Consider the following 26571-nt stretch of genomic DNA (forward strand, 5'->3'; position numbering starts at 1 on the left):
CGGCCTATACTATGGGTCATACAATAATTGCCGGACGAGGTGAGGCGGGCGAATGGCGGCGCGGGTGACTACGCGGCAGAAGATGCTGCTGGGCGGGGTCGAGTTGCTGCGGGAGCGCGGCGCGGCCGGGGTGACCATCGATGCGATTCTGGCTCGGACCGCGACGCCGCGTGGGTCGGTGTATCACCACTTTCCCGGTGGTCGCGGGCAGATCATCAGTGAGTCGCTGGATCTGGCCGGTGACGCGATCGCGGCCATCATCGACGAATCGCTGCAAGACGGGCCGGTCGCGGGGCTGGAACGATTCGGCGCGTTCTGGAAGCAGATTCTGCGCGACAGTGACTTCGAAGCGGGATGCCCGGTGATCGCGGTGGCGGTCGGTGGGGCGCCCGATGACGAGCTTTCGCACAAGGTGGCCGCGATCGTGCAGCGGTGGCAGACCAGCTTGCGAGCCTGCCTGGTCACGGCCGGGCTCTCGCCGCAGCGGGCCGTTCCGCTGGCGACTATGGCGATGGCCTCCATCGAGGGAGCGGTCATTCTGTGCCGGACCACGCGCACGATCACCCCGCTCGATGACGTGATCGGCGAGCTCACCGGGATGCTGGCGATAGTTATTCCGCGTCGATAGCCGACTCGATCGCCAGCAGTTGGCGCAGCGTCGCGAGTTGCTGGTCGAAGTCGCCGTCGAGTTTGGCCAGCAGGCTGGTGATTCCGGTGGCTCGGTACCGGTGCAGCCGTTCGGTGATCATCGCCGGTGTGCCGATCAGATTGGTGAGCTGGCCCAGTTCGCGGGGGACCGCTTGTCGGGCGGCGTCGCGGTCGCCGGACTGCCACAGCGCGGCGACTTCGGTGACGGCGCTGCCGAAGCCGAGTCGGGTGAAGGCGTCGTTGTAGAAGTTTCGGCCGCTGCCCATCGCGCCGATGGTGAACGCGTAACCCTGCGCGTGCCGGGCGATCGCGGCGGCCGCGGTGTCCTCGTCGGGGGTGATCTCGACCGCTACCGGGGCCACCAGATCGAGGTCGGTCAGTGATCGGCCCGCGCTCTCTGCCCCCTCGCGCAGTGGGTCGAGAAACAGTTCCGCGGCTTCGGGGATGAAGGCGTTGGCCAGCCAGCCGTCGGCGAGTTCGCCGGTCAGGCGCAGATTTTTCGGACCCATGGCGGCGTTGTAGATCGGAATGTGCGCGGGGGCGACCATCGGCCGCAGCGCGCGTCCCGGCCCGTCCGGCAGTGGCAGTGGATAGATCTCGCCGGAATGCTCGAGTCGTTCGGCGCGACTGACGGTCCGGATGATCTCGATGGTTTCGCGGGTGGTCTGGATCGGCTGCCGGAACCGGACACCGTGCCAGCCCTCCATCACCCGCGGGCCGGAGACGCCGATGCCCAGGTCGAAGCGCCCGCCCGAGAGTTCGTGGATGCTCAGCGCCGAGGTGGCCAGCAATGCTGGTGTGCGGGAACCGAGTTGGACCACGAAGGTGCCAAGGCGAATCGACGAGGTTTTCGCCGCCAGGTACGCGAGCGCGGTGAGCGCGTCGTAGCTCCAGACCTCCGGGACCCACAGCGAACGCGCGCCGGCTTCCTCCGCGGCGACCGCGAAGTCGATCGCGCCGGGCAGTCGCGGCTCGATCAGAACACCGATGTGCATCACGCCTCCTCGTCGATGAATTATGCTCTACAGCATAACTTCACTGGCACCAGAGTAGAGGAAGGTTCGCTGTGCGCTACCGCGACTGCCCGACGATCGAAGTCACCGAGCGAGTCCCCGCCGATCCGGCCACCGTCTGGGCCTTGGTCACCGATATCGAACTGCCGGTCCGCTGCGCCGGCGAGCTGGCCGAGGTCGAGTGGATCGGCCCGATCGACCGGGTCGAAGTCGGTGCGCGATTCCGCGGGCGCAACAGCCACCCTGCGCTGGGCACCTGGGAAACCGAATGCGAGATCGTGGAGATGGAACCGGGCCGCCGCTGGGTGTGGAACGTTTTCGGACCCGACGGGGTCAGCGCCACCTGGGGTTTCGAGGTCGATCCGGCACGGGAGGGGACGCTGGTGCGGCAGTGGGCCAAGCTGGGCCCCGGTCCGTCGGGGTTGTCGTTGGCGATCGCGGCGAAGCCGGAACTGGAGGGCCGCATCGTGGCCCGCCGCCTGGTCGAGTGGGCCGACAGCATGCGCGCCAACCTTGCCTGGGTTGGCGCGCAGTGCACTACCGAGTAGCCAGCAGCTGCTCGGACTTGGTGTGCTGCTTGGACTTTCCGCGCAAGGTCAGCGTGTAGACCAGGGCGGCCGACGCGGTGGCGGCCAGCAGTAGGTAACCGAGGGTGTAGTCGTGCCAGTGGCTGTAGGTCAGGCCCATGACCAGCGGCGGGAAGTAGCCGCCGAGGCCGCCTGCGGCGCCGACCAGGCCGGTGACCGTGCCGACCTTGCTCGGGTCGACCATCTTCGCCAGCAGGGCGAACACGCCGCCGGTACCGAGGCCGAGGAACAGGGCGGTCAGGACCAGGCTGGCGCCGGCCGCTAGTTCCAGGGGCGGGCCGAACGAGAGGACGACCGCCATGGTCGCCGTGCCCGCGAAGGCGATGGCCAACACCATGATCGGGCCGATCTTGTCCGACAGGATGCCGCCCAGTGGGCGGGCGGCGACACCGGCCAGGGCGAAGCCGGCGGTGCGCAGGCCCGCGTCGGACTGGGCGAATTCGTAGACGTTGTGCAGCACGGTCGGCAGGTAGGTGGAGAACGCGACGAAACCGCCGAAGGCGACGGCGTACAGGAACGCGCCCTGCCAGGTGGCCTTCATCTTCAGCGCGGCGCCGATGCGGGGAAGGGCGGGAGTGGTGGCCGGAGTCCAGTTGGGTGCGTCCTTGCTGAACAGGTACATCGCCACACCGGCCGCTGCCAGCGCGATCGCGATCAGCACATGGGTGGTGCCGCGGCCGAACCACTCGACCAGTCGCGGGGTGAGCAGGGCCGACAGGGCCGTGCCGCCCATGCCCGCACCGAAGATGCCGGTGGCGAAACCGCGACGGCTGGGCTCGTACCAGTTGTTCACGAACGGGACGCCGACGGCGAAGGTGGTGCCCGCGATGCCGAGGAAGAATCCCCAGAAGATCAGGGCCCCATAGGAATTGGACCATCCGACCATCAGCACCGGGATGATGCTGACGAAGCACAGGATCGTGAACATGCGTCGCCCGCCGTAGCGGTCGGCCAGGACCCCGACCGGGATGCGGCCCAGCGAACCGACCAACACGGGGGTGGCCACGAGCATGGACTGCTGGCCCGCCGACAGCGAGAGCAGTTTCGTGTACGAGGTCGAGAGTGGGCCGATGAGATTCCAGGCCCAGAAGGTGATGCCGAAAACGAGGGTCGCCAGGGCAAGATTGCGTGACTTCACTTGAGCTCGGTCCTTTCTGCGAGGCAGGTTTACGTGAGGAAGTAGGTGAGCAGGCCCGCGACGGCGCCGCCGAGCAGTGGCCCGCAGACGGGGACCCAGGCGTAACCCCAGTCGGGGTCCTTGTTGGTGGCCGTTACCGGGGCTCGGAAACGGTCGGGGATCGAAACCGGCGAACCGACGGTGACCAGGGCGCGCGGCGACACCCGACTGGTGGGCAGCAGGGCGTAGGCCAGGCGGGGAGCCAGGTCGCGGGCGGGGTTGATCGCGTATCCGGTCGGCCCACCCAGCGACGCGCCGATCCCGACAACCAGCAGCGCCGCGGCGAGCGGGCCGAGACCGCTGGGTGTGTGACCCAGCGACAGGATCACCAGGACCAGCGCGAACGTCGCGATCGCCTCGGTCACGAAGTTCCAGCGGTGCGACCGGATCGCGGGGCCGGTCGCGAACACGGCCAGCTTGGTGGCCTCGTCGGGTTCGGCGTCGAAATGCTGTTTATAGACCGCGAACGCGGCGCATGCACCGAGGAACGCGCCGGTGAACTGCCCGGTGAGATACGCCGCGGTGTCGGCGACGTTCACCGGGATACCCGGCGCGAATTCCGTTGCGCCGCTGGTGATCATGCCGATGGTGACCGCCGGGTTGAGGTGGCCGCCGGTCTTGTAGGCGGCGTAGACGCCGGCGAACACGCCGATGCCCCAGCCGATACTGATCAGCAGCCAGCCTCCACCGATCCCTTTGGATTTCCGCAGCGACACATTGGCCACCACCCCGGCGCCGAGCAACAGCAGAATGCCGGTGCCCAGTGCCTCGCTGACGAAAATCTGCCCGACGTTCATAGCCAGCGCGCGGTGACCAGGCGGGCCGCGTTGGCGGAGACATCGGTGGTGGCCTGGTTGGCCGCCAACTCCGCGTGCACGCGGTCGAAGTAGGCGTTGACCTCGGTGTCGACCCGATCGGTGTCCCAGCCCAGCGGGCCCGCGACCAGGCGGCCGATGTCCTGGGCGGCGGCCAGGCCGCGGTCGGGGACTTCGATCGAGATGCGGGTGCGGCGGGTGAGCAGGTCGTCCAGGTGCAGCACGCCTTCGCTGGTGGCCGCGTATACGACCTCGGCGGCAAGGTAATTCGGTGCGCCGTCGATCGGGCGGGCCAGGCTCGGGTTCGCGGCGATGAGATCGAACAGTTCGGTGACCAGTGATCCGTATCGACCGAGCAGGTGCTCGATGACCTCGGCCGACAAACCGGTCTGTGCGACAAGGTCTTCGGGATCGGCCAGCAGGGTCGCCCGCAGTTCGAAGTAGCCCTGCGCGCCGAGGATCGGCATGAACTCGGTCGCCGACGGGGCGACCGCACGATTCAGGCGTTGCGCGGCGGCGTCGACCACGTCCTTCGCCATCACCCGGTAGGTGGTGTACTTGCCGCCGGCGATCACGAACAGGCCGGGAGCGGGTTCGGCGACGGCGTGTTCGCGCGAGAGCTTCGCGGTTTCCTTGGTCGCGCCGGTCATCAGCGGGCGCAATCCGGCGTAGGTACCGACGATGTCCGCGCGCGTGAGCGGTTCGCGCAGCAGCGAATTGACGTGATCGAGGATGTATTGCACGTCGGCGGCGCTGGCGGTGGGGTGGTTCTTGTCCAGGGACCATTCGGTGTCGGTGGTGCCGATGATCCAGTGCTGCGCCCACGGGATCACGAACAGCACCGACTTCTCGGTCCGCATGATCAGGCCGGTGTCCATGTCCAGCCGGTCGCGCGGCACCATGATGTGCACGCCCTTCGACATCTGTACGTGGAAGGGGAATTCGACGCCGGTCATCTCGATCATGTCGTCGGTCCACACGCCGGTCGCGCTGATCACGGTCTTGGCCTTGATCTGGTGCAGGCGCCCGGTTTCGGAGTCTTCGACCATCGCGCCGGTGACGCGTTCGCCCTCGCGCAGCAGGCCGACGACCGTGGTGCGGGTGAGCACGGTGGCGCCTGCGTCGGCGGCGGTGCGGGCCAGCATCATGGTGTGGCGGGCGTCGTCGACCTGGGCGTCGTAGTAGCGGATCGCGCCGGTCATCGCGTCCTCGGTGAGCGCGGGCGCCAATTCCAGTGCCTTGGTGCGGCTGAGGTGCTTGTGCATGGGCACCGAGCGGGCGCCGCCGAGGGTGTCGTACAGGGCGATGCCCGCGCCGATGTAGGCGCGCTCCCACACGCGATGCTGCAGCGGGAACAGGAACGACACGGGCTTGACCAAGTGCGGGGCCAGCGAATTCAGTAGCAGCCCACGCTCTTTCAGCGCTTCACGCACCAGTGCGAAGTCCATCTGCTCCAGGTAGCGCAGGCCGCCGTGGATCAGTTTCGACGAACGGCTCGAGGTGCCGGCAGCGAAATCCCTTGCCTCGACCAGGGTTACGGACAGGCCGCGCGAGGCGGCGTCGAGGGCGGCACCGGCGCCGGTGACACCGCCGCCGATCACGAGGACGTCGACCTCGGTGTCGTCGAGGGCGGCGATCGCGGCGGCGCGGTAGGCGGGGCTCAGGCGGGTGGTGCGGGCATGGCTGGTCATCGGGTGCTCCTTGGGGAAAAGTGTGAAAAGTGGTGGTGGGGCGCGTTATACGTCGACCCAGTCGAGGGTGCGGCCGACCGCGTTTTTCCAGCGGGTGTAGCCGGTGGCTCGCTGTTGCGCGGTCCAGGTCGGCTCCCAGCGCCTGCCCTCGTGCCAGTTGGCGACCAGTTCGTCGACGTCGGACCAGAAACCGACCGCCAGGCCCGCGGCGTAGGCGGCGCCAAGGGCCGTGGTCTCCGCGACCGCGGGGCGCGAGACCGGCACGCCGAGGAAATCGGCCTGGATCTGCATCGCCAACTCGTTGGCGGTGACGCCGCCGTCGACCCGCAAGGTCGCCAGCTCCACGCCGGAGTCGCGCTGCATCGCCTCGACCACATCGCGGGTCTGATAGGCGATGGATTCCAACGTGGCCCTGGCCAAATGGGCGTTGTTGCTGAAGCGGGACAGGCCGACGATCGCGCCACGCGCGTCGGGTCGCCAGTACGGGGCGAACAGTCCGGAGAACGCGGGCACGAAGTACACGCCGCCGTTATCGGGCACCTTCGACGCCAAGTCCTCGACATAGGCGGTGCCGCCGATGATGCCCAGCTGATCGCGCAACCACTGCACCGCCGAACCGGTGACCGCGATCGACCCCTCCAACGCGTAGACCGGCTTCTGTCGGTCGAACTGGTAGGCGACGGTCGTGAGCAGACCGTGCGTGGAGTGCACGATCTCGGTGCCGGTGTTGAGCACCAGGAAATTGCCGGTGCCGTAGGTGTTCTTCGCCTCGCCCGCGCGGAAACACACCTGCCCGACGGTGGCCGACTGCTGATCGCCCAGCACACCCATGATCGGGACCTCGCCCTTGAACGGGCCGTCGGGATTGGTGAACCCGAAGGTGGTCGGATTCGACGACGGGGCGATCACCGGCAGCATCGCGCGGGGCACGTCGAACAGGGCGAGCAGGTCGTCGTCCCAGGTCAGCGTCTCCAGGTTCATCAACATGGTCCGCGAGGCGTTGGTCGGATCGGTGAGATGCAGGCCGCCGTTGACGCCGCCGGTGAGGTTCCAGATCAGCCAGGAATCGATGGTGCCGAACAGGGCGTCACCACGCTCGGCGTCGGCGCGCACGCCCTCGACGTTGTCGAGAATCCAGCGCAGTTTGCCGCCGGAGAAGTAGGTCGCGGGCGGCAGACCGGTGAGCTTGTGCACGAAGTCGGCGTGGCCGGTGCGGTGCAGGTCGGCGATGATCTTGTCGGTGCGGGTGTCCTGCCACACGATCGCGTTGCCGTAGCAGCGCCCGGTATGCCGGTTCCAGACCACGGTGGTCTCGCGCTGGTTGGTGACGCCGATCGCGGCGAGGTCGCGATGGGTGAGTCCGGCACCGGCCAGCGCGCTCTTGATGACAGTGCGGGTGCGCTCCCAGATCTCGTCCGGGTTGTGCTCCACCCAGCCGGGTGCGGGCAAGATCTGGTCGTGTTCGAGCTGATGGCGGGCGACTATCGCGCCGTCATGGTCGAACACCATGAATCGGGTGCTGGTCGTGCCCTGATCGATGGCACCCACGTACTGCTGCGTCATGTGCGGTCCTTTCCGACGGGCTCGTCGTTGGGCCCGCCGCCCGGCAATCACCGGGTTACACATTCGACGCTAGGAACTCGAGACGTCCCGCAGCAGCTACCCCGTTCGACAATGTCGAATTGTGGCCATCCTCACCAGCCCCGACGCTCCGGGCGCGACCCCATCAGCTCGTCCTGCTTGGCGCTCGAGCGGGACCGGTAGACGATGTACGGCCGGTAGAAATAGCTGATCGGGGCGCTGAACGCGTGCACAAGGCGAGTGAACGGCCAGATCGCGAACAGCGTCAGCGCGATCAGTACGTGGATGTGGAACGACGTCGGCGCTTCGGCCATGAGGTCGCCGCGCGGTTGCAGGATCCAGATCGACCGGAACCACGGCGACACGGTTTCGCGGTAATTGTGCTCGGGGCCGACCGCGCCGGAACCGATCAGCGTGGTGGCAAGGCCCGTCACCAGCGCCGAGAACAGGACCAGGTACATGATCTTGTCGTTGAGGGTGGTCGCGGTGAACACCGGTCCGTGGCGGCGCCGCCGGTAGATCAGCAGCGCGAGGCCGGCAAGCGTGGAGACCCCGGCGATGCTGCCCAGCGCGATGGCCTGGATGTGATAGACGTGCTGGCTCATCCCGACGGCGTCGGTCCACGATTCGGGGATGACCAGGCCGATGATGTGGCCCACGATCACCACCATCATCCCGTAGTGGAACAGCGGACTGCCGATGCGCAGCAGCTTGGATTCGTACAGCTGCGAGGAACGGGTGGTCCAGCCGAACTTGTCGTAGCGGTAACGCCACCAGGTGCCCACGATCAGGATCGCCAGGCTCACGTACGGGACGATGTTCCAGAAGGTCGTCACCGGAGTCCTTTCGCTACAGCGGGTTCCCGGTCGGTGCCGGAGCGACGTGGGGGCACGGTCAGGGTGAACGGGGCCAGGCCGACCGATTCGGCGGCGGGGCCGGTGTCGACGAGCCTGCGCGCCCAGCCCAGATCGGCGTCGTTCGCCGGTGGCAAAGTGGCGGTGACTGCGGCCAATGTCGGTGCGTAGAGCGAGTTTTCGTCTTGCAGGGCCATGCCGATCGCATGGATTGCGCGGCGGTTGGCCGACAGCAGGGCTGCACCGGCGATGGGGTCGACGGTGGCCGCGAATTCGAGGACTACGGGCAGGTGATCGGGGACCTCGCTCGACGGCGGTGCCACGCCCGCCGCCCGGTAGGCCTGGGTGAAGGTGAGCATGGCCATGCCGCGGTTGCGGGTGTCGCCGTCGGTCCAGTAGGTCAGCAGCAGTGTCGCCCGTCTGCGCAGGTCGAAGGTATCGACATACTGTTGTGCCGCAGCGGTTTCCGTCAGGGCGCGCAGGGCTTCGGCGGTGTCGAGCAGGGGGCGCGACTGTTCGGCGGGCAGGTGCGCGGTCAGTTGCGTGACCAGGTCCAGGCGCGCGCGCTGTTCGGCGTCCGGGTACGCCAGCAGCAGCGATGCCGCCTGCCAGGTCAGGCGATGTTCGGCGGACCGGCGGGCCGTGCGTGTGCGCATCATTTGCCGCCGCCGGGGAACATTCCGTCGGGTGCGCCCTTGCCGTCCCAGTTGAGCAGGTTGACCCGGGAGGAATTGCTGCTGTCCACGGATTCGCTGGTCTGGCGTTGTTTGAGCGCCTGGAATGTTTCCACCGCGACCGGCACCGGTTTGCCGCTGGTTTCGCCGAACGGTCCCGACGCCTGTTCGTACATGCCGGGGCCGCCGTCGAAATCCAGGGCGCAGTCGGTCATCGATTCCTCGAGCTGATGGCCCTGATCGGCATAGGCCGACGGAATCACATACCGGTCTTCGATTTTCGCCAGTGCCAGCAGTCGGTACATGCGGTACATCTGTTCTTCGGTCATCCCGACGGCTTCGGGAATATGGGCCTGCGGTTCACGGCCGAGATTGATATCGCGCATGTAGGAACGCATCGCGGCCAGCTTGCGCAACACCAGGGCCACCGGTTCGATATCGCCGGCGGTGAACAGTCCGGCCAAGTACTCCAACGGGATTCGCAGCGAATCCAGCGCGCCGAACAGGTTGCCGATGTCCTCACCGTCGTGACCGTCGCGGCTGACCGCGTCGACCACCGGCGACAGCGGCGGGATATACCAGACCATCGGCAGGGTTCGGTATTCCGGATGCAGCGGCAGCGCTACCCGGAAATCCTTGATCAGGGCGTGGATCGGTGATCGCTGGGCCGCCTCGATCCAGCTATCTGGAATCCCCGAAGCCTTCGCTCCCGCAACTACCTCCGGGTCGTTGGGGTCCAGCATCACGTCCATCTGCGCCTCGTACAGGTCGTGCTCGTCGGGCACGGCCGCGGCGTCGAGCACTCGGTCCACGTCGTAGAACACCAGCCCGATATAGCGCAACCGGCCCACACAGGTTTCCGCGCACACCGTCGGCAACCCGACCTCCACGCGCGGATAGCAGAACGTACATTTCTCGGCCTTGCCGGTTTTGTGGTTGAAATACACCTTCTTGTACGGGCAGCCGGAAATACACATCCGCCAGCCACGGCACTTGTCCTGATCCACCAGCACGATGCCGTCCTCGGTGCGCTTGTAGATCGCTCCCGACGGGCACGACGCGACACATGCCGGGTTCAGGCAGTGTTCGCAGATGCGCGGCAGATAGAACATGAACGTGGACTCGAGGTCGGTCTTGACCTTCTCGCTCACCTTCGCCAGCACCGGATCTCCGGGCAGGATCTCCGGCGAACCGGCCAGGTCGTCGTCCCAGTTGGCCGACCAGTTGATCTTCATCCGCTCGCCGGTGAGCAGGCTGCGCGGCGCGGCGACCGGGATCTGGTCGCTCAGCGGGGCATTGATCAGATTCTCGTAGTCGTAGGTCCACGGCTCGTAGTAGTCGTCCATCGACGGCATCTTCGGATTGGCGAAGATATTGGCGAGCTTGGCGAAACGATCACCGCCCAGCAGCCGCAACCGACCCTTCTTCAAGGTCCAGCCGCCGCGCCATTTCTCCTGATCCTCGTACTGCCGCGGATAACCCTGTCCCGGCCGGGTTTCCACATTGTTGAACCACACGTATTCGGTACCGGACCGGTTGGTCCACGCCTGCTTGCAGGTCACCGAACAGGTGTGGCAGCCGATGCATTTGTCCAGGTTCATCACCATCGCCAATTGCGCCATGACCTTCATCAGTACGTCACCTCCTGGCTGCGGCGACGGACCACGGTTACCTCGTCGCGTTGATTTCCGGTGGGGCCGAGATAGTTGAACGCGAACGAGGTCTGGGCGTAACCGCCCGCCAGGTGCGTGGGTTTGATCAGCAGCTGCGTGATCGAATTGTGAATGCCGCCGCGGGTTCCGGTGGTATCCGACAGCGGGACATCGATGGTGCGTTCCTGTGCGTGGTAGACGTAGACCACGCCTTCGGGCATGCGCTGGGAGACCACCGCGCGGCACACGTACACGCCGTTGCGGTTCAGCGCCTCGACCCAGTCGTTGTCGCTGACGCCGATCTTGTCCGCGTCGCCAGGACTCATCCACATCGTCGGACCGCCGCGCGACAGCGACAGCATCAGCAGGTTGTCCTGATATTCGGAATGGATCGACCATTTCGAATGCGGAGTCAGATAGCGCAGGGTCAGGCCGACGCCGTTGCGTTCACCAATTGCCGGTTCGCCGAACAGCTTTCCCATATCAAGGGGCGGCCGATAGATCGGCAGGGCCTCGCCGAGTTCCTCGATCCAGTCGTGGTCGACGTAGAAATGCATCCGGCCGGTGAGGGTGTGGAACGGTTTGCCGAATTCGATGTTCTGGGTGAACGGGGCATAGCGGCGGCCGCCGGTTTCACTGCCCGACCATTCCGGACTGGTGATCACGGGCACCGGGCGAGATTGCGTCTCGGCGAAGGTGATTCGACGTTCCTCGCTGCCCTCGGCCAGCACGACCATGTTGCAGCCGGTTCGCCGGTCCAGCTCCTTGAAACCTTCCACCGACAACCGGCCGTTGGACGTTCCCGAGAGCATGAGGATGGTCTCGGCGGCCTTCTCCGCGGTGTCCATCGCCGGACGTCCCACTGCCACACCGGCATTCATGACGCCGTGCAGGCGGGCGAGTTCGGGGACTTCCTGTTCGGGGAAGGTGGTGATGCCCTTGGTGGTCAGGCCCAGCTTCTCCACCAGCGGTCCCAGCGCGGTCCATTTGTCGGCCACCGCGGCGAAGTCGCGTTCGACCACCGCGATGGGCCCCATCGTCTTACCGGGCACGGGCACCTCGCCGGTGTCCTGCCAATTCGATTGCGTGCCATGGGGATAGGCCATCGCGCCCGGGGTGTCGTGCTGCAGGGTGCCAAGGACCACGTCGGTTCTGGTGCCCAGGTGCTTGGCCGCCATCGACGAGAACGCGCGGGCGATCGCGCCGAACGCGTCGAAGTCGGACTTGGTTTCCCACGGCGGGTCGATGGCCGGGGTGAAGGCGTTCATGAAGGGGTGCATGTCGGTGCTGGACAGGTCGGCCTTCTCGTACCAGGTCGCCGCGGGCAGCACGATGTCGGAGAACAGGGTGGTGGAGGTCATGCGGAAGTCGATCGACATCAGCAGATCGAGTTTGCCCTCGGGGACTTCGTCGGGGGACACCACGTCGACCGGGCGATCCGCGGGCGCGGCGATGGTGTTGCGCACGTTCGAGGCGGTGCCGAGCAGGTGCTTGAGGAAATACTCGTTGCCCTTGGAGGAGGAGCCAAGCAGATTGGACCGCCACACACTGAGCACGCGGGGCCAGTTCTTCGGGTTGTCGGGATCCTGGACCGCGAATTTCAGTGCGCCGCTGTGTAATTGGTTGGCGGTGTAGGTGGCGGGATCCTCACCTGCCGCCTTCGCCTCGTCGGCCAGTGTCAGCGAGGAACGGTCGAACTGGGGGTAGAACGGCGTCCAGCCCATCGCCACGCCCGCGCTCATGATGTCCATCGTGTGCTTGTCTCGGAACAGGCCGCGGCCGGTCGGGGAGGCGAGCACGTCGGCGCGGTAGCCGTCATAACGCCACTGGTCGGTGTGCGCGTACCAGTAGGAGGTGCCCGCCATCAGGCGAGGCGGGCGCGACCAGTCGGTGCCCATCGCCACGGTCGCCCACCCGGTCACCGGTCGGCACTTCTCCTGGCCCACGTAATGGGCCCACCCGCCACCGTTGCGGCCCATCGAACCGGTGAGCAGCAGCATCGCCAGGATCGCGCGGTAGGTGGCGTCGCCATGGAACCACTGGCAGATGCCCGCGCCCATGATGATCATGGACCGGCCACCGGAATCCACGGCGTTGTCGGCGAATTGGCGGGCGATCCGGATGACCTGCTCGGCGGACACGCCGGTGATCTGTTCCTGCCAGGCGGGGGTGTAGAGGCTGTCGGAGTCGGTGTAATCGGCGGGCCACGCACCGGGCAGCTGCTCGCGGCCCACGCCGTACTGGGCCAGCATCAGATCGAAGACCGTGCACACCGGGCGGCCGTCCAGGATCAGCACCGGCACGCCGCGCTCGATGGTCTCGCCGTGGCCGTCGAGGGTGTCGAAGCGGGGCAGGGTGACGGTCGCGGCCTTCAGTTGCGCGCCGCGCACATCGGCGACGCTGAGCACCGGCTGCAGATCGCCCAGCTCCAGGTTCCATTTGCCTGCCCCGTCGGGGCCGAAGCGGAAGCCCAGCGAGCCGTGCGGGATGACGGGGCGACTGGTGACGCCGTCGATGAAAATCGGTTTGAATGCCGCGTTCTCGTCGGTGCTGCCCAGGTCCGAGGCGGTCAGGTTCTTGCCGGGGACCAGTCGGCCGTCGCGTTGTTCCAGGCTGACCAGGAACGGCAGGTCGGTGAACTTCTGGACGTAGTCGACGAAGAACGGCTCGCGCTTGCGCACGAAATACTCGGTGAGGATGACGTGGCCCATCGCCATGGCCATGGCGCCGTCGGTGCCGGCCGCGCACGGCATCCACTCGTCGGCGAACTTGGTGTTGTCGGCGTAGTCGGGGCTGATCGTGACGACCTTGGTGCCCCGGTAGCGCACCTCGGCCATCCAGTGCGCGTCCGGGGTACGGGTCACCGGCACATTCGAACCCCACATGAGCAGGTATGACGCATCCCACCAGTCGCCCGATTCGGGCACGTCGGTCTGGTCGCCGAACACCTGCGGTGAGGCCACCGGCAGGTCGGCGTACCAGTCGTAGAACGAGGTCATCACGCCACCGATGAGCTCGATGAAGCGCGAACCGGCGGCGAACGACACCATCGACATGGCCGGGATCGGGGAGAAGCCCGCGACTCGGTCGGGACCGTACTCCTTGATCGTGTGCACGTGCGCCGCGGCGATCATCTCGACCGCTTCGTCCCAGGTCACACGCACCAAACCGCCCATGCCCCTGGCCTTTTGGTACGTGCGCCGACGATCGTCGTCGGCCTGGATGTCGGCCCAGGCCAGCACAGGATCGCCCAGCCGCTTCTTGGCTTCGCGATACATCTCGACCAGCAGGCCGCGCGCGTACGGATAGCGGACGCGAGTGGGGGAGTAGGTGTACCAGGAGAACGCGGCGCCGCGCGGACAACCACGCGGCTCGTAACCGGGCCGGTCGGGGCCCGCCGACGGGTAGTCGACGTCCTGCGCTTCCCAGGTGATGATGTCGTCTTTGACGTAGACCTTCCACGAGCACGAGCCGGTGCAGTTCACGCCGTGGGTCGAGCGCACCACCTTGTCGTGGCTCCACCGGTTGCGATAGAAGATGTCGCCTTCGCGGCCGCCCTTGCGGGTGACGGTGCGCAAGTCGGGCGATTCCACGCCGGGGGTGAAGAACCGGCCACTGCGAACGAGCAGATCTTCGACGGGACCGCCGATTCGAGCTTGGGGTGCCACAGCTTCTCCTTCGACGAATCGGACCGAATTACTCGACGGCGCGCAGTTTGACCACGGTGTAGATCAGGGCCGCCAGCGCCGTCGCCGCGAGCAGCAGCAGGCCCACGGCGTAACTGTGACTGGCCTCGTTGTAGGTGATGCCCATGATCAGCGGCGGGAAATAGCCGCCCAGACCACCGGCCGCGGACACGACGCCGGTGACACTGCCGACACTGGACGCGGGCGTGCGCCGCGCCACCCACGCGAACACGCCACCGGTCCCGATCCCCAGGAACAACGCCAGGGTGATGAACGTGGCGGCCGAAGCGACATCGGCGGGCGGTTTGAACGCGGCCACCACCGCCATGACCGCGGTGCCCGCCAGCGAGACGACCACGATGTACTTCGGCGCGATCCGGTCCGACAGCGCGCCACCGACGGGCCGGGCGATCACCGCGGCGAGCGCGAACGCGGCGGTGCGGGTGCCCGCGTCCACCGAGGCGAACCCGTACACATTGGTGATGTAGGTGGGCAGATACGAACTGAACGCCACGAACCCGCCGAACACCACCGCGTACAGGAACGACATCTCCCAGGTCACCGCGAGTTTCATCGCCGCGCGCAGCTTGGGCAGCACGGGATCTGTACTCGGGGTGAAGTCCGGTGAGTTGCGCATGAACGCGATGCACGCACCCGCCGTCACCGCGAGCACGACCGCCACGATCAGATGCGTCGGGAACAGTCCGAACCAGTTCACGAAGCGCGGCGTGAAGAACGCCGACACCGCGGTCCCGACCATGCCCGCCCCGAACACGCCGGTGGCGAACCCGCGCCGCGCGGGCACGTACCAGGAATTGGCGAACGGAATCCCGACCGCGAAAATCGTGCCGGGAATACCGAGCAGGAACGCGAACGCCAACATCAGGGGATAGGACTCGACCTGCCCCGCGATCCCGACCGCGATCACCGGCACGATCGAGGCCAACGACACCCCGATGAACATCGTTCGCCCACCCAGCCGATCAGTGAGCGAACCGGACACGATCCGCCCCAACGACCCGACCAGAATCGGCATCGCCACCATGATCGAGGCCGCGGTACTGCTCAACGCCATGTGATGGGAATACTGCGACGACAACGGGCCGATCAGATTCCAGGCCCAGAAGTTCACCGCCGACGTCCACGTGGCAAGGGCGAGATTCAGGGTCGCCGACCCGTTGCGTACCGCTGGCTGTAGCGAGTTCACGTCGCTTAGAAAACCACAGAATCGCCCGCTGACGGCGGCAACACGCAACTTTTGGGCTACCCGGTGGAAATCGGGCTAGCTGCGGGTACTACTCGGTGGTGGTCCGGCGGCAAACTCGAACGGTTTCTAGCTGTTGCCGCCGCCGACAGCAACGGCCCGCTCCGGTGGGCGATATATCGCCGCAGGGAACGGGCCGTTCGATGCGCCCCCGGCAGGAATCGAACCTGCGACCTAGAGATTAGAAGGCTCTTGCTCTATCCAACTGAGCTACGGAGGCAATCGCATCCACCTTGGCCGAAGTCGGCGCAGGTGTCCAGTTCGAAAAGTATAGCGACCGGTCGGATAGGTGATCGGGGGCCGCGGTGGGACGCCCCATCGGGGCGTGGCGGGGCTCACCGAACTACCCTCGTAGTCATGTCGTTATCGCAGGACCGCTCCGCTGGACCCGCCGTCGACGGCGGAACACCGGCGGATTCGCGTTCGGTGGCGTCGTTCGGTGTGCTCAGCGTGATGGCCGGGTGTATCGCCGCGGTGGTCGCGGCCATGGTGGTCGGGTTGTCGGCGGCGCACGCGCTGCGTTTGCTCGGGATACCCGATCCGGGGGCATTGACAACATATGGGTTGCCCGCGTTGCGGGCGGTGGCCGATCTGGCTGCCGCGGTGACGGTGGGTTCGCTGCTGTTCGCGGCGTTTCTGTTGCCGCCGCGCGATGGTGGGCTGCTGGAAGCGGGCGGGTATCGGGCGGTGCGGCGGGCCTCGGACGCGGCGCTGGTGTGGGCGGGCAGCGCGGCGCTGTTGGTGCCGTTGACGGTGTCAGATACGACGGGTCAGCCGGTGGATGCGCTGTGGCGGCCGGAGATGTTGTGGCCGGTGATCGCGCAGGTCGAGGTCGCGGGGGCTTGGCGTACGACGGTGTTGTTCGCGCTGATCGTGGCGATCGGCTGCCGGTGCGCGTTGCGCTGGGGGTGGACGCCGGTTCTGCTGGCTGGTGCGCTGGTGAGCATGATGCCGCTGGCGTTGACCGGGCACTCGTCCTCGGGTGGCTCCCACGATGTGGCGACCAATTCACTTATTTTGCACATGGTGTCGGCCTCGATTTGGGTGGGCGGGTTGGTCGCGGTGCTGGCACACGCGATGCGAGGGGGTGCGAATACCGATATCGCCGCTCGGCGGTTCTCGGTGGCCGCGACCATCTCGATCGTGGTGATCGGCCTGAGCGGCGTGGTCAATGCCTGGGTGCGGGTGCCGTTCTCCGATCTGTTCACGACCACGTATGGCCGGCTCGTGCTCGCGAAGGCGGCCGCGTTGTTGGTGCTGGGTGCCATCGGTTACCTGCAGCGTCGCGCCGCGCTGCCTGCGCTTGCGGCCGACCCGCGCGATCGCGGTGCGCTGATTCGCTTCGCCGGGGTGGAGATGTTGATCTTCGCGGCGACCATCGGCCTGGCTGTCGGCCTCGGGCGTACTCCGCCTCCGCCGCCCACGGCCATCCCGACGCCGGTCGAAGTGGAGCTGGGTTACAACCTGGCCGGACCGCCGACCGTGACACGACTGCTGTTCGACTGGCGCTTCGACCTGATCTTCGGAACATTGGCGATCGTGCTGGCCGCGCTGTATCTGCTCGGTGTGTACCGGCTGCGCAAGCGCGGCGATGCCTGGCCGGTCGGACGGACTATCGCCTGGTGCAGCGGCTGTTTGGTGTTGTTGCTGGCCACGTCGTCGGGTGTCGGCCGGTATTCGCCGGCGATGTTCAGCGTGCACATGGGCGCGCACATGGCGTTGTCGATGCTGGCGCCGATTCTGCTCGCGCTCGGTGGCGCGGTGACCCTGGCCCTGCGCGCGTTGCCGCCCGCCGGGCGCGGTGGGGTGCCTGGCCCGCGCGAGTGGATTCTGGCGGCCGTGCACAACCCGGTCTCCCGGTTCCTCACCCAGCCCGTGGTGGCGTCGGTGATCTTCGTGGCCGGGTTCTACGCGCTGTACCTGGGCGGCATCTTCGACGCCTACGTCGACTCGCACGCCGCCCATCTGATGATGAACACGCACTTCCTGCTCAGCGGCTACCTGTTCTACTGGGTGGTGATCGGCATCGATCCCAAACCGCGCGAGGTGGCGCCGCTGACCAAGCTCGCGATGGTGTTCGGCACGCTGCCGTTCCACGCGTTCTTCGGGATCGCGCTGATGAGCATGACCACGGTGCTGGGCGACTGGTTCTATCGCACGCTGGACCTGGGCTGGCGCATCGACCTGCTCGCCGACCAGCGCAACGGCGGCAGTTTCGCCTGGGCAAGCGGCGAGATCCCGCTGGTGGTGGTGATGCTGGCGCTGCTGATCCAATGGTCGCGCAGCGACACCAGGCTGGCCAAGCGCACCGACCGGGCCGCCGACCGCGACAACGACGCGGAGCTGACCGCCTACAACGCGATGTACTCCGAGCTGGCCCGTCGCGACCGCGAGGTCCGTCGGTGACCGGTGTGCAGTCCGGTGAATCGACGCGGCGCACCGAACCGGAGCGGGTGTTGCGCACCGACGTTCGGGAAGCGCGGCGTCGGCTGGCCGGACGGGTGCGTAAGACGCCGGTGTTCCACACGAGTGTGGAGGGGCCGCACGGGCCGGTACCGGTGTCGCTGAAGATGGAATTCCTGCAGCATGGTGGCACTTTCACCGTGCGTGGCGCACTCAATGCTCTGCTCGCTGCCGACGACGGGGCCGACCAGGTGGTGGTCGCCTCGGCGGGGAATGCCGGGATCGCGGTCGCGTTGGCCGCCGCGCAGCTGGGCAAGGAATGCACGATCGTGGTGCCCGAGTCCGCGCCGCATACCAAGGTGGCCGCGATGTGGGCGCACGGGGCCGAAGTGCTGTGGCACGGAACGACTTACGCGCAGGCGCAGGAACGTGCGGTGAGCCTGGCCGCCGAGCGAGGTGCCGACCACCTGCACGCCTATGACATGCCCGCGGTCGTTGCGGGGGCCGGCGTTATCGGGCTCGAGTTGGAAGAACAGGTGCGCGGCAGGCCGCCGGTGCTGGCCGCGGTCGGCGGCGCTGCGTTGATCGCGGGCCTGGGTGCGGCGCTGGGTAGACGCAGGCAGATCATCGGGGTCGAATCCGAGCACCTGCCGGTGTTGTCGGCGGCGCTCGAGGCGGGTGGGCCGGTGGATATCGAGGCGACCGAGGTGCTGTGCGCGACGCGGGTCGGCGATATCGCCTTCGATATCGCCCAGCGGCATCAGATGCCGGTGCTGTCGGTCGCCGACGACGCGGTCGCGGCGGCTCGGGAGTATCTGTGGCGCGAATTCCGTGTGGTGGTCGAGCTCGAGGGTGCTGCGGCGTTGGCCGCGGTGCAGAGCGGGATGTACACACCGGCACCCGGTGTGCGGCCGATTGTGGTCCTGTGCGGGGCGAATACCGAACTTCCGGTGCTCTGACACACGCGATATCCACAACCGACAAACTTATCCACAGATCGTCTGGGCGCCTGCCACCTGTGCATTTCCACGTCATCCTTGAGTGGTCAGAGCAACAGGAATCGAGCGGGGGGCGAGCACGATGTACGAGGCACACTCGACGGTGATCGGGACCGTCATCACAGAACCGGTGCGGCGCGATCTGAGCACCGGGGAGCAGATGCTGACTTTCCGAATGGCGAGCAACGCACGACGGTTCGACGCCAAAGCGGGGGAGTGGACCGACAACGGGACCTTGTATCTCACGGTCAGTTGCTGGCGAAGGCTGGTGGCGGGGGTGGATCAGTCGTTGCATCGAGGCGATCCGGTGATCGCCTACGGGCAGTTGCGGTCCAACGAGTATCGCGGCAAGGACGGCACCGATCGGCGAGACCTGGAGATGCGCGCGATCGCGGTGGGGCCCGATCTGGCGCGCTGCCATGCCAGCGTTGTTCGCCGGTCGGAAGGTTTGCGGTCGCTGCCACACGCGACGGTGCGCAATATCTCCGACGCCGGTAGCGCTGCACTACCGAAGGCCGACGACGCTGCCACCGGGTATGCGTCGACCGACCCCGTTGCCGTAGCCTCTACGACCGTGGCGGATCCTGTCCCCGCGCGATCGCCGGACGTGGTGCCGAGCACCGACGGTGCCGAGCAGATCGACGCATGAGGGTCGTTTTCGCGGCACCGGTCCCTTCCCGTCCCCGTTTCCCCCACCGATAGGCTTGCGCGTATGGCTGAGTTCATTTATCAGATGATCAAGGTTCGCAAAGCACACGGCGACAAAGTCATCCTCGACGACGTGTACTTGAACTTCCTTCCCGGCGCCAAAATCGGTGTCGTTGGTCCCAACGGCGCGGGTAAATCCAGCGTGCTGAAGATCATGGCGGGACTGGACCGGCCCAACAACGGTGAGGCGTTCCTCGGCGCGGGCGCCACGGTCGGCATCCTCATGCAGGAACCCGACCTCAACGAAGAGAAGACCGTCCGCGGCAACGTGGAAGAGGGCCTGGGCGAGGTCAAGGTCAAGCTGGACCGGTTCAACGAGATCGCCGAACTGATGGCCACCGAGTACTCCGACGAGCTCATGGACGAAATGGGCCAGCTGCAGGAGTTCCTCGACCACGCCGACGCGTGGGATGTCGACTCCCAGCTCGAACAGGCCATGGACGCGCTGCGCTGCCCGCCGCCGGACGCGCCGGTCACCAACCTCTCCGGTGGTGAGCGCCGCCGGGTCGCGCTGTGCAAGCTGCTGCTGAGCAAGCCCGACCTGCTGCTGCTGGACGAACCGACCAACCACCTCGACGCCGAGAGCGTGCTGTGGCTGGAGAAGCACCTCGCCGACTACCCGGGCGCCGTGCTGGCCGTGACCCACGACCGGTACTTCCTCGACAATGTCGCCGAGTGGATTCTCGAACTCGACCGTGGCCGCGCCTACCCCTACGAGGGCAACTACTCCACCTACCTGGAGAAGAAGGCGCAGCGCCTCGAGGTGCAGGGCAAGAAGGACCAGAAGCTGCAGAAGCGGCTCAAGGACGAACTGGCCTGGGTGCGCTCCGGCGCCAAGGCCCGTCAGGCCAAGAACAAGGCTCGACTGGGTCGCTACGAGGAGATGGCGGCCGAGGCCGAGCAGCACCGCAAGTTGGACTTCGAGGAGATCCAGATCCCCGCGGGTCCGCGCCTGGGCGACATCGTGGTCAACGTGTCGAACCTGGACAAGGGCTTCGGCGATCGTCAGCTCATCAAGGACCTGTCGTTCACGCTGCCGCGCAACGGCATCGTCGGCGTCATCGGGCCCAACGGTGTCGGTAAGACCACGCTGTTCAAGACCATCGTCGGTCTCGAATCCGCCGACAGCGGCGAGGTGAAGGTCGGCGAGACGGTCAAGCTCAGCTACGTCGACCAGAACCGCGGCGGCATCGACCCGAAGAAGAACGTCTGGCAGGTCGTGTCCGAAGGCCTTGACTTCATCCAGGTCGGCAACCAGGAGATGCCCTCGCGCGCCTACGTCAGCGCGTTCGGCTTCAAGGGTCCGGATCAGCAGAAGCCCGCGGGTGTGCTCTCCGGTGGTGAGCGCAACCGCCTGAACCTGGCGCTGACCCTCAAAGAGGGCGGCAACCTGATCCTGCTCGACGAACCGACCAACGACCTGGACGTGGAAACCCTCAGTTCGCTCGAGAACGCGCTGGACCAGTTCCCGGGCTGCGCCGTGGTGATCTCCCACGACCGGTGGTTCCTCGATCGCACCTGCACCCACATCCTGGCGTGGGAGGGCGACAACGACAACGACGCCAAGTGGTACTGGTTCGAAGGCAACTTCGAGGCCTACGAGGCGAACAAGATCGAGCGCATGGGCGCGGAAGCCGCACGCCCGCACCGTGTTACGCACCGCAAGCTGACCCGCGACTGATTCTCGCGGTCGGTGTGACGGCCCGGTGGAACGATCTTTTCATGGTCGATCCGCCGGGCCGTCTGCGTCGGTGCCGTCTGCCGTTCATCGGGTGTTGCGCAAGTTACCGGCGCGGCAAGCGAAAATTCCCACAGCGTGTTCCACTACCCGCCGCTAGTCTCGGATTTGCGCCACAAGCGTTGCGAAATCGAAGCGATCCACAACCATGGGAGTTGGCTAAGCGATGACGGTCTCGGAAATCTCGAGCGCGGCGTGGGCCGCGGGAATGCCGCAGAGTCTGCGCGGCGATCTCGCGACTCTCGAGCAGGCGTACTTCCGACACGTGGACGCCGGCGACATCGACTTCCCGATCCCTGGAATCACCCAGATCTTCCGGCACCACATGGAATTGGCCGCGGTCCGGCGGCCGGGCAACGCCAAGGTCCGCGTGCACCACCCCGACGACGGCACGGGGATGGGCGCGGCGGTGCAGGTGGTCACCGACGACATGCCGTTGCTGGTGGAGTCGATCACCGCGGCGCTGGGCCGGATGCAGGTCACCGTGTCCGAGGTGATCCACCCGATCTTCGAGGTCACCCGCGACGCCGACGGAGACCTCACCGGCGCGGCGGCGCACGAAGTGGACGGCAACGGGGCCACCGGGCTCACCGAATCGTGGATGCACCTGCAGCTGCACCCCTCGACCAGTCGGGCCCAGCTCGACGACATCGAGCGCACCATGCCGGAGGTGATCGCCGATGTGCGCCAGGTGATCGACGACACCGAAGCCATGGCCGCGGTACAGAGTTCGCTGGCCGACGAGCTCGATCGGGCCGCCGACTCGAGCTCTACGCCGTTCCCCGCGGTCGAGGTGGCCGATTGCGCGCAGTTGCTGCGCTGGTTGGCCGCTGGCAATTTCACGCTGCTCGGCTATGCCCGCTACCGGCGCGAGGTCCGCGACGGCCACACCGTGTCCACACCGGTGCCCGGTGCGAGCCTTGGCGTACTGCGCCCCGATATCGGCACCGACTTCCAGGTGCCCATCAACGGCGAGGACCGGCCGCTGCTGCTGCTCACCCAGGGCCTGGTGCGCGCGACCGTGCACCGCTCGGTGTACCCGTACTTCGTCGGCGTCGCCGATGTCGACGCCGCGGGCGCGGTGGTGGGTGTGCACCTGTTCATCGGGGTGTTCACCGTGAGCGCGGTGCACGAGAACGTGCTCGACATCCCGGTGATCAACCGCCGGGTGCGCACCGCGATCGAAGGTGCGGGCTTCGACAAGGATTCGTTCTCCGGGCAGGCGATGCTCGAAGTGATCGAGTCGTTCCCGCGCACCGAACTGTTCTCCGCCGACACCGATGCCATGCGCCGCACGGCGGTGGCGGTGCTGGGTGTCGGATTGCGCAGGCAGGTAAGGCTTTTCCTGCGCAGCGACGGGTACGGCCGTTTCGTGGCCTGCATGGTGTATCTGCCGCGCGACCGCTACACCACTGCGGTGCGCTTGGAAATGCAGGAGATCCTGGTCGCGGAACTGGGCGGGGTGGACATCGATTATTCGGCGCGGGTGAGCGAAAGTGAGCTCGCCAGTGTGTATTTCACGGTGATGCTGCCCGCCGAGGCCAAAGGTGTTGCCGCCCCGGATACCTCCGAGGACAACCGGCTGCGGCTGCAGACGCTGCTCAACGATGCCAGCCACACCTGGGACGACCGCATCGGTGACGCGGTCGCGTCCTCGACTGTGATCGATCCCGCTGTGGTGAAACGGTATTCGGAGGCGCTGCCCGAAAGCTACAAGGAGGATTTCGCGCCCGATCGCGCGCTGGCCGATGTGGTGCGCCTCGAGCAGCTCGCCGAAGGCGGCATCGACCAGTACCTGTACCGCAGGCCAGAGGCGGCGCCCGGTTCGTGGCGGTTCAGTCTGTACATCGCGGGCACCGGGGTGTCGCTGAGTCAGGTGCTGCCCGTGCTGCAGAGCCTGGGCGTGGAGGTGGTCGACGAACGGCCCTACCAGCTCGAACGCGAAGGCGGCACCGAGCGCTGGATCTACGACTTCGGCCTGCAGGCGCGTCCGGAACTGCTGCGCAACGCCCTGGGCGGTGACCTGGACGCCGCACTGCTGCTCGAGGCGCCCGGCCAGGCCGACGCACTGCGCACCCGCTTCACCGAGGCGTTCGAGGCGGTCTGGTACGGCCGTGCCGAAGCCGACGGCCTCAACGAACTCGTGCTGCGCGCCGGGCTGCCGTGGCGGTCGGTCGCGATCCTGCGCGCGTACGCGAAATACCTGCAGCAGGCCGGGTTTCCGTACTCGCAGGTCAATATCGCGCGGGTGCTGCTGGCGCACCCGGAGGTAGCGCGGGACTTCGTCGACCTGTTCGCCGCTCGATTCGATCCGGACACGGTGTCGGTGGACAAGGCCGTGGCGATCGAGGCACGGGTGCGGGCCGGGATCGACGACGTGGTCAGCATGGACGCCGACCGCATCCTGCGCGCCATCCTCGGCCTGATCAAGGCCACCCTGCGCACCAACAACTACGTCGTGGACGCCGACGGCCGCCCGCGCGACTACCTGGCGCTGAAGGTGGAGCCGCGCGAGATCGCCGAATTGCCCAAGCCGAGACCACAATTCGAGATCTTCGTGTACTCGCCGCGCGTGGAGGGTGTGCACCTGCGGTTCGGCTCGGTCGCGCGCGGTGGGCTGCGCTGGTCCGACCGCCTGGAAGACTTCCGCACCGAGATCCTGGGCCTGGTCAAGGCGCAGGCGGTGAAGAACGCGGTGATCGTGCCCGTGGGCGCGAAGGGCGGTTTCGTGGTGAAACGTCCGCCCGCGGCCACCGGTGACCCGACCGTGGACCGTCAGGCCGGCATCGCCGAGGGCATCGCCTGCTATCGCACGTTCATCTCCGGGTTGCTCGACGTCACCGACAATGTCGACCTGGCCACCGGCGCGGTGCTGCCGCCGGACCGGGTCGTTCGCCGCGACGGCGACGACACCTACCTGGTGGTCGCCGCCGACAAGGGCACCGCCAGCTTCTCCGATATCGCCAACGAGGTAGCGCAGAACTACGGCTTCTGGCTGGGCGACGCGTTCGCCTCCGGCGGCTCGGTCGGCTACGACCACAAGGCGATGGGCATCACCGCCAAGGGTGCGTGGGAAGCGGTCAAACGGCACTTCCGCGAGATGGACATCGACACCCAGAGCCAGGAATTCACCGTCGTCGGCGTCGGTGACATGAGCGGTGACGTGTTCGGCAACGGCATGCTGCTGTCCCCGCACATCCGCTTGGTAGCCGCCTTCGACCACCGTCACATCTTCCTCGACCCGAACCCCGACGCCGCCACCTCCTTCGCCGAACGCGAACGGCTGTTCGCGCTGCCGCGATCGTCGTGGGCCGACTACGACCGCAGCCTGATCAGCGAGGGCGGCGGCGTGTTCGAGCGGACCGTGAAGTCGGTGCCGATCTCGCCGCAGGCCCGCGTCGCGCTGGGCCTGCCAGATTCGGTGCAGACGCTGTCGCCGCCGGAACTGGTGCGCGCGATCCTGCTCGCGCCGGTGCAATTGCTGTGGAACGGCGGCATCGGCACCTACGTGAAGGCGAGCTCGGAAACCAATGCCGACGTGGGCGACAAGTCCAACGACGCGGTGCGGGTCGACGGAAACCAGTTGCGGGTCAAGGTGATCGGTGAAGGTGGCAACCTGGGTGCCACCGCCCTGGGTCGAATCGAGTTCTGCCGCAACGGCGGCAAGATGAACACCGATGCCCTGGACAATTCCGCGGGCGTGGACTGCTCCGACCACGAGGTCAACATCAAGGTCCTGCTCGACGGCGTGGTCAGCGCGGGCGGACTCGACCCCGCCGACCGCAATCCGCTGCTGGCCTCGATGACCGATGAAGTCGCGGCAATGGTGTTGCACGACAACGTCGATCAGAACGTGCTGATCGGCATCTCCCGCACCGACGCACCGCACATGCTCACCGTGCACGGCCGCGTGATCGCCGATCTGGAACGGCGACGCGGTCTGGACCGGGAACTGGAAGCGCTGCCGTCGCCCGCGGAACTGGCTCGCCGCCACGACGAGGGCACGGGCCTGGCCTCACCGGAGCTGGCCAACCTGCTCGCACACGTGAAGCTGGGGCTCAAAGCCGATCTGCTCGATACCGACCTGCCCGACAGCGCCTTCTTCGCCAGCACCCTGCCGTTGTATTTCCCGACCCCGCTGCGGGAACGGTTCGGTGCGGCGATCAAGAAGCACCGGCTGCGCCGCGAGATCGTCACCACGATGATCGTCAACGAGGTGGTGGACTACGGCGGCATCACCTACGCGCATCGTCTCAACGAGGAAGTCGGGGCCACCACCACCGATACCGTGCGCGCGTTCGCCGCGGTCACCGAGATCTTCGGGCTGCACGACATCTGGTCGCGTATCCGCAGCGCCGACGCCCCGACCGCGGTGCGCGATCTGCTGGAACTGGAATCCAAGCGGACCCTGGACCGGGCCTCGCGCTGGCTGTTGAGCAACCGGCCGCAGCCGGTCGCGGTCGGCGCGGAGATCAACCGGTATCACCGTCGAGTGCAGGAGTTGGCGCCGCAGGTGCCCGGTTGGTTGCGTGGGCATCACGTCACCTCGCTCACCCAGGGCGCGGCCGAGCTGATCGCACGCGGCGCCCCGACCGACCTGGCCACCGAGGTGTTCGGACTGCTCGGGCTGTACCCGCTGCTGGACATCGTCGATATCGCCGACATCACCGATCGAGACGGCGCCGAAGTGGGCGCGCTCTACTACGCCCTGAACGAGCATCTCAAGATCGACTGGCTGCTCGAGGCGGTGAGCCACCTCGAACGCGGCGACCGCTGGCACGCGCTGGCCCGGCTGGCCCTGCGCGACGACATGTACGGTTCGCTGCGCTCGCTGACCCTGGATGTGCTGTCCGCGGGTGACCCGGAGGAAACCGCCGACGAGAAAATTGCATACTGGGAGTCGAAGAACCAGTCCCGACTCGGCCGTGCGCGCGCGGCACTGTCGGAACTGTTCGAGTCCGGGACCCACGACCTCGCCACACTGTCGGTTGCCGCACGACAGGTGCGGAGCATGGTGAGCGGGGTGGGCGCCCAATCGGAGGTACGGTGACGAGTTCGCCGAACGGCAACACCGCCACGCCC

Annotated in this window: 17 protein-coding genes and 1 tRNA gene; 7 read left to right on the forward strand and 11 right to left on the reverse strand. The window is 66.9% G+C overall.

Annotated elements, in window-relative coordinates:
- The first annotated feature begins 64 nt into the window (after positions 1–64).
- Entirely contained in the window at positions 65–628 is a 564-nt protein-coding gene (locus ACFWVD_RS20360; RefSeq protein ID WP_379244981.1) for a TetR/AcrR family transcriptional regulator, read from the forward strand.
- On the opposite strand, the gene ACFWVD_RS20365 is transcribed toward ACFWVD_RS20360, so the two are convergent.
- On the reverse strand, positions 612–1643 hold the full coding sequence (locus ACFWVD_RS20365) for an LLM class flavin-dependent oxidoreductase (RefSeq protein WP_379244983.1): 1032 nt from the start codon (positions 1641–1643) through the stop codon (positions 612–614). The genes ACFWVD_RS20360 and ACFWVD_RS20365 overlap by 17 nt on opposite strands.
- A 71-nt stretch (positions 1644–1714) precedes the next feature.
- Here ACFWVD_RS20365 and ACFWVD_RS20370 point away from each other — a divergent pair, with 71 nt between their 5' ends.
- The gene (locus tag ACFWVD_RS20370) at positions 1715–2209 is read left to right on the forward strand and encodes an SRPBCC family protein (RefSeq protein WP_379244985.1); all 495 of its coding nucleotides are present in this window, start codon (positions 1715–1717) and stop codon (positions 2207–2209) included.
- On the opposite strand, the gene ACFWVD_RS20375 is transcribed toward ACFWVD_RS20370, so the two are convergent.
- From ACFWVD_RS20375 to ACFWVD_RS20420, 10 genes are all read right to left on the reverse strand, one after another.
- Positions 2199–3386 (reverse strand): nitrate/nitrite transporter, encoded by a 1188-nt coding sequence (locus ACFWVD_RS20375; RefSeq protein WP_379244987.1) that lies wholly within the window; start codon positions 3384–3386, stop codon positions 2199–2201. The genes ACFWVD_RS20370 and ACFWVD_RS20375 overlap by 11 nt on opposite strands.
- A 29-nt stretch (positions 3387–3415) precedes the next feature.
- Positions 3416–4222 (reverse strand): MIP/aquaporin family protein, encoded by an 807-nt coding sequence (locus ACFWVD_RS20380; RefSeq protein WP_379244989.1) that lies wholly within the window; start codon positions 4220–4222, stop codon positions 3416–3418.
- Positions 4219–5931 carry a glycerol-3-phosphate dehydrogenase gene (gene glpD, locus ACFWVD_RS20385; RefSeq protein WP_379244991.1) on the reverse strand — a complete coding sequence of 571 codons (1713 nt, stop codon included), beginning with the start codon at positions 5929–5931 and terminating at the stop codon, positions 4219–4221. Before glpD ends, ACFWVD_RS20380 begins: the two co-directional genes overlap by 4 nt.
- A 45-nt stretch (positions 5932–5976) precedes the next feature.
- Positions 5977–7494 (reverse strand): glycerol kinase GlpK, encoded by a 1518-nt coding sequence (gene glpK, locus ACFWVD_RS20390; protein ID WP_379244993.1) that lies wholly within the window; start codon positions 7492–7494, stop codon positions 5977–5979.
- 131 nt (positions 7495–7625) lie between these two features.
- Positions 7626–8348 (reverse strand): respiratory nitrate reductase subunit gamma, encoded by a 723-nt coding sequence (gene narI / locus ACFWVD_RS20395; RefSeq protein WP_379244995.1) that lies wholly within the window; start codon positions 8346–8348, stop codon positions 7626–7628.
- Entirely contained in the window at positions 8345–9025 is a 681-nt protein-coding gene (gene narJ, locus ACFWVD_RS20400; protein ID WP_379244997.1) for a nitrate reductase molybdenum cofactor assembly chaperone, read from the reverse strand. Before narJ ends, narI begins: the two co-directional genes overlap by 4 nt.
- Positions 9022–10671 carry a nitrate reductase subunit beta gene (narH, locus tag ACFWVD_RS20405; RefSeq protein ID WP_379244999.1) on the reverse strand — a complete coding sequence of 550 codons (1650 nt, stop codon included), beginning with the start codon at positions 10669–10671 and terminating at the stop codon, positions 9022–9024. The genes narJ and narH overlap by 4 nt, the downstream gene beginning before the upstream one ends.
- A complete protein-coding gene (locus tag ACFWVD_RS20410; RefSeq protein ID WP_379245001.1) occupies positions 10671–14360 on the reverse strand; it encodes a nitrate reductase subunit alpha in 3690 nt (1229 codons plus the stop codon). Before ACFWVD_RS20410 ends, narH begins: the two co-directional genes overlap by 1 nt.
- A gap of 28 nt (positions 14361–14388) precedes the next feature.
- Positions 14389–15585, reverse strand: coding sequence for an MFS transporter (locus ACFWVD_RS20415; protein WP_379245003.1), 1197 nt, complete (start codon positions 15583–15585; stop codon positions 14389–14391).
- A 203-nt stretch (positions 15586–15788) separates the two neighbouring features.
- Positions 15789–15862, reverse strand: a tRNA-Arg gene (locus ACFWVD_RS20420).
- A gap of 137 nt (positions 15863–15999) precedes the next feature.
- On the opposite strand from ACFWVD_RS20420, the gene ACFWVD_RS20425 reads away from it, so the two are divergent.
- The 5 genes from ACFWVD_RS20425 (at position 16000) to ACFWVD_RS20445 (ending at position 26539) form a co-directional block, all read left to right on the forward strand.
- Positions 16000–18048 (forward strand): cytochrome c oxidase assembly protein, encoded by a 2049-nt coding sequence (locus ACFWVD_RS20425; protein WP_379245004.1) that lies wholly within the window; start codon positions 16000–16002, stop codon positions 18046–18048.
- On the forward strand, positions 18045–19004 hold the full coding sequence (locus ACFWVD_RS20430; protein ID WP_379245006.1) for a serine/threonine dehydratase: 960 nt from the start codon (positions 18045–18047) through the stop codon (positions 19002–19004). The genes ACFWVD_RS20425 and ACFWVD_RS20430 overlap by 4 nt, the downstream gene beginning before the upstream one ends.
- A gap of 121 nt (positions 19005–19125) precedes the next feature.
- Entirely contained in the window at positions 19126–19692 is a 567-nt protein-coding gene (locus ACFWVD_RS20435; protein WP_379245008.1) for a single-stranded DNA-binding protein, read from the forward strand.
- A 63-nt stretch (positions 19693–19755) separates the two neighbouring features.
- Positions 19756–21432, forward strand: coding sequence for an energy-dependent translational throttle protein EttA (gene ettA / locus ACFWVD_RS20440; protein ID WP_379245010.1), 1677 nt, complete (start codon positions 19756–19758; stop codon positions 21430–21432).
- 223 nt (positions 21433–21655) lie between these two features.
- The gene (locus ACFWVD_RS20445) at positions 21656–26539 is read left to right on the forward strand and encodes an NAD-glutamate dehydrogenase (RefSeq protein ID WP_379245012.1); all 4884 of its coding nucleotides are present in this window, start codon (positions 21656–21658) and stop codon (positions 26537–26539) included.
- Positions 26540–26571 lie beyond the last annotated feature (32 nt).

It is taken from the genome of Nocardia sp. NPDC058666, assembly GCF_042714895.1.
Lineage (GTDB): Bacteria > Actinomycetota > Actinomycetes > Mycobacteriales > Mycobacteriaceae > Nocardia.

What these genes read in the sequence shown, in the direction of transcription:
- ACFWVD_RS20365 (WP_379244983.1), bottom strand. Translation starts at nt 1,643, where the DNA reads ATGCACATCGGTGTTCTGATCGAGCCGCGACTGCCCGGCGCGATCGAC.
- ACFWVD_RS20380 (WP_379244989.1), bottom strand. Translation starts at nt 4,222, where the DNA reads ATGAACGTCGGGCAGATTTTCGTCAGCGAGGCACTGGGCACCGGCATT.
- glpD (WP_379244991.1), bottom strand. Translation starts at nt 5,931, where the DNA reads ATGACCAGCCATGCCCGCACCACCCGCCTGAGCCCCGCCTACCGCGCC.
- glpK (WP_379244993.1), bottom strand. Translation starts at nt 7,494, where the DNA reads ATGACGCAGCAGTACGTGGGTGCCATCGATCAGGGCACGACCAGCACC.
- narJ (WP_379244997.1), bottom strand. Translation starts at nt 9,025, where the DNA reads ATGATGCGCACACGCACGGCCCGCCGGTCCGCCGAACATCGCCTGACC.
- narH (WP_379244999.1), bottom strand. Translation starts at nt 10,671, where the DNA reads ATGAAGGTCATGGCGCAATTGGCGATGGTGATGAACCTGGACAAATGC.
- ACFWVD_RS20425 (WP_379245004.1), top strand. Translation starts at nt 16,000, where the DNA reads ATGTCGTTATCGCAGGACCGCTCCGCTGGACCCGCCGTCGACGGCGGA.
- ACFWVD_RS20435 (WP_379245008.1), top strand. Translation starts at nt 19,126, where the DNA reads ATGTACGAGGCACACTCGACGGTGATCGGGACCGTCATCACAGAACCG.
- ettA (WP_379245010.1), top strand. Translation starts at nt 19,756, where the DNA reads ATGGCTGAGTTCATTTATCAGATGATCAAGGTTCGCAAAGCACACGGC.
- ACFWVD_RS20445 (WP_379245012.1), top strand. Translation starts at nt 21,656, where the DNA reads ATGACGGTCTCGGAAATCTCGAGCGCGGCGTGGGCCGCGGGAATGCCG.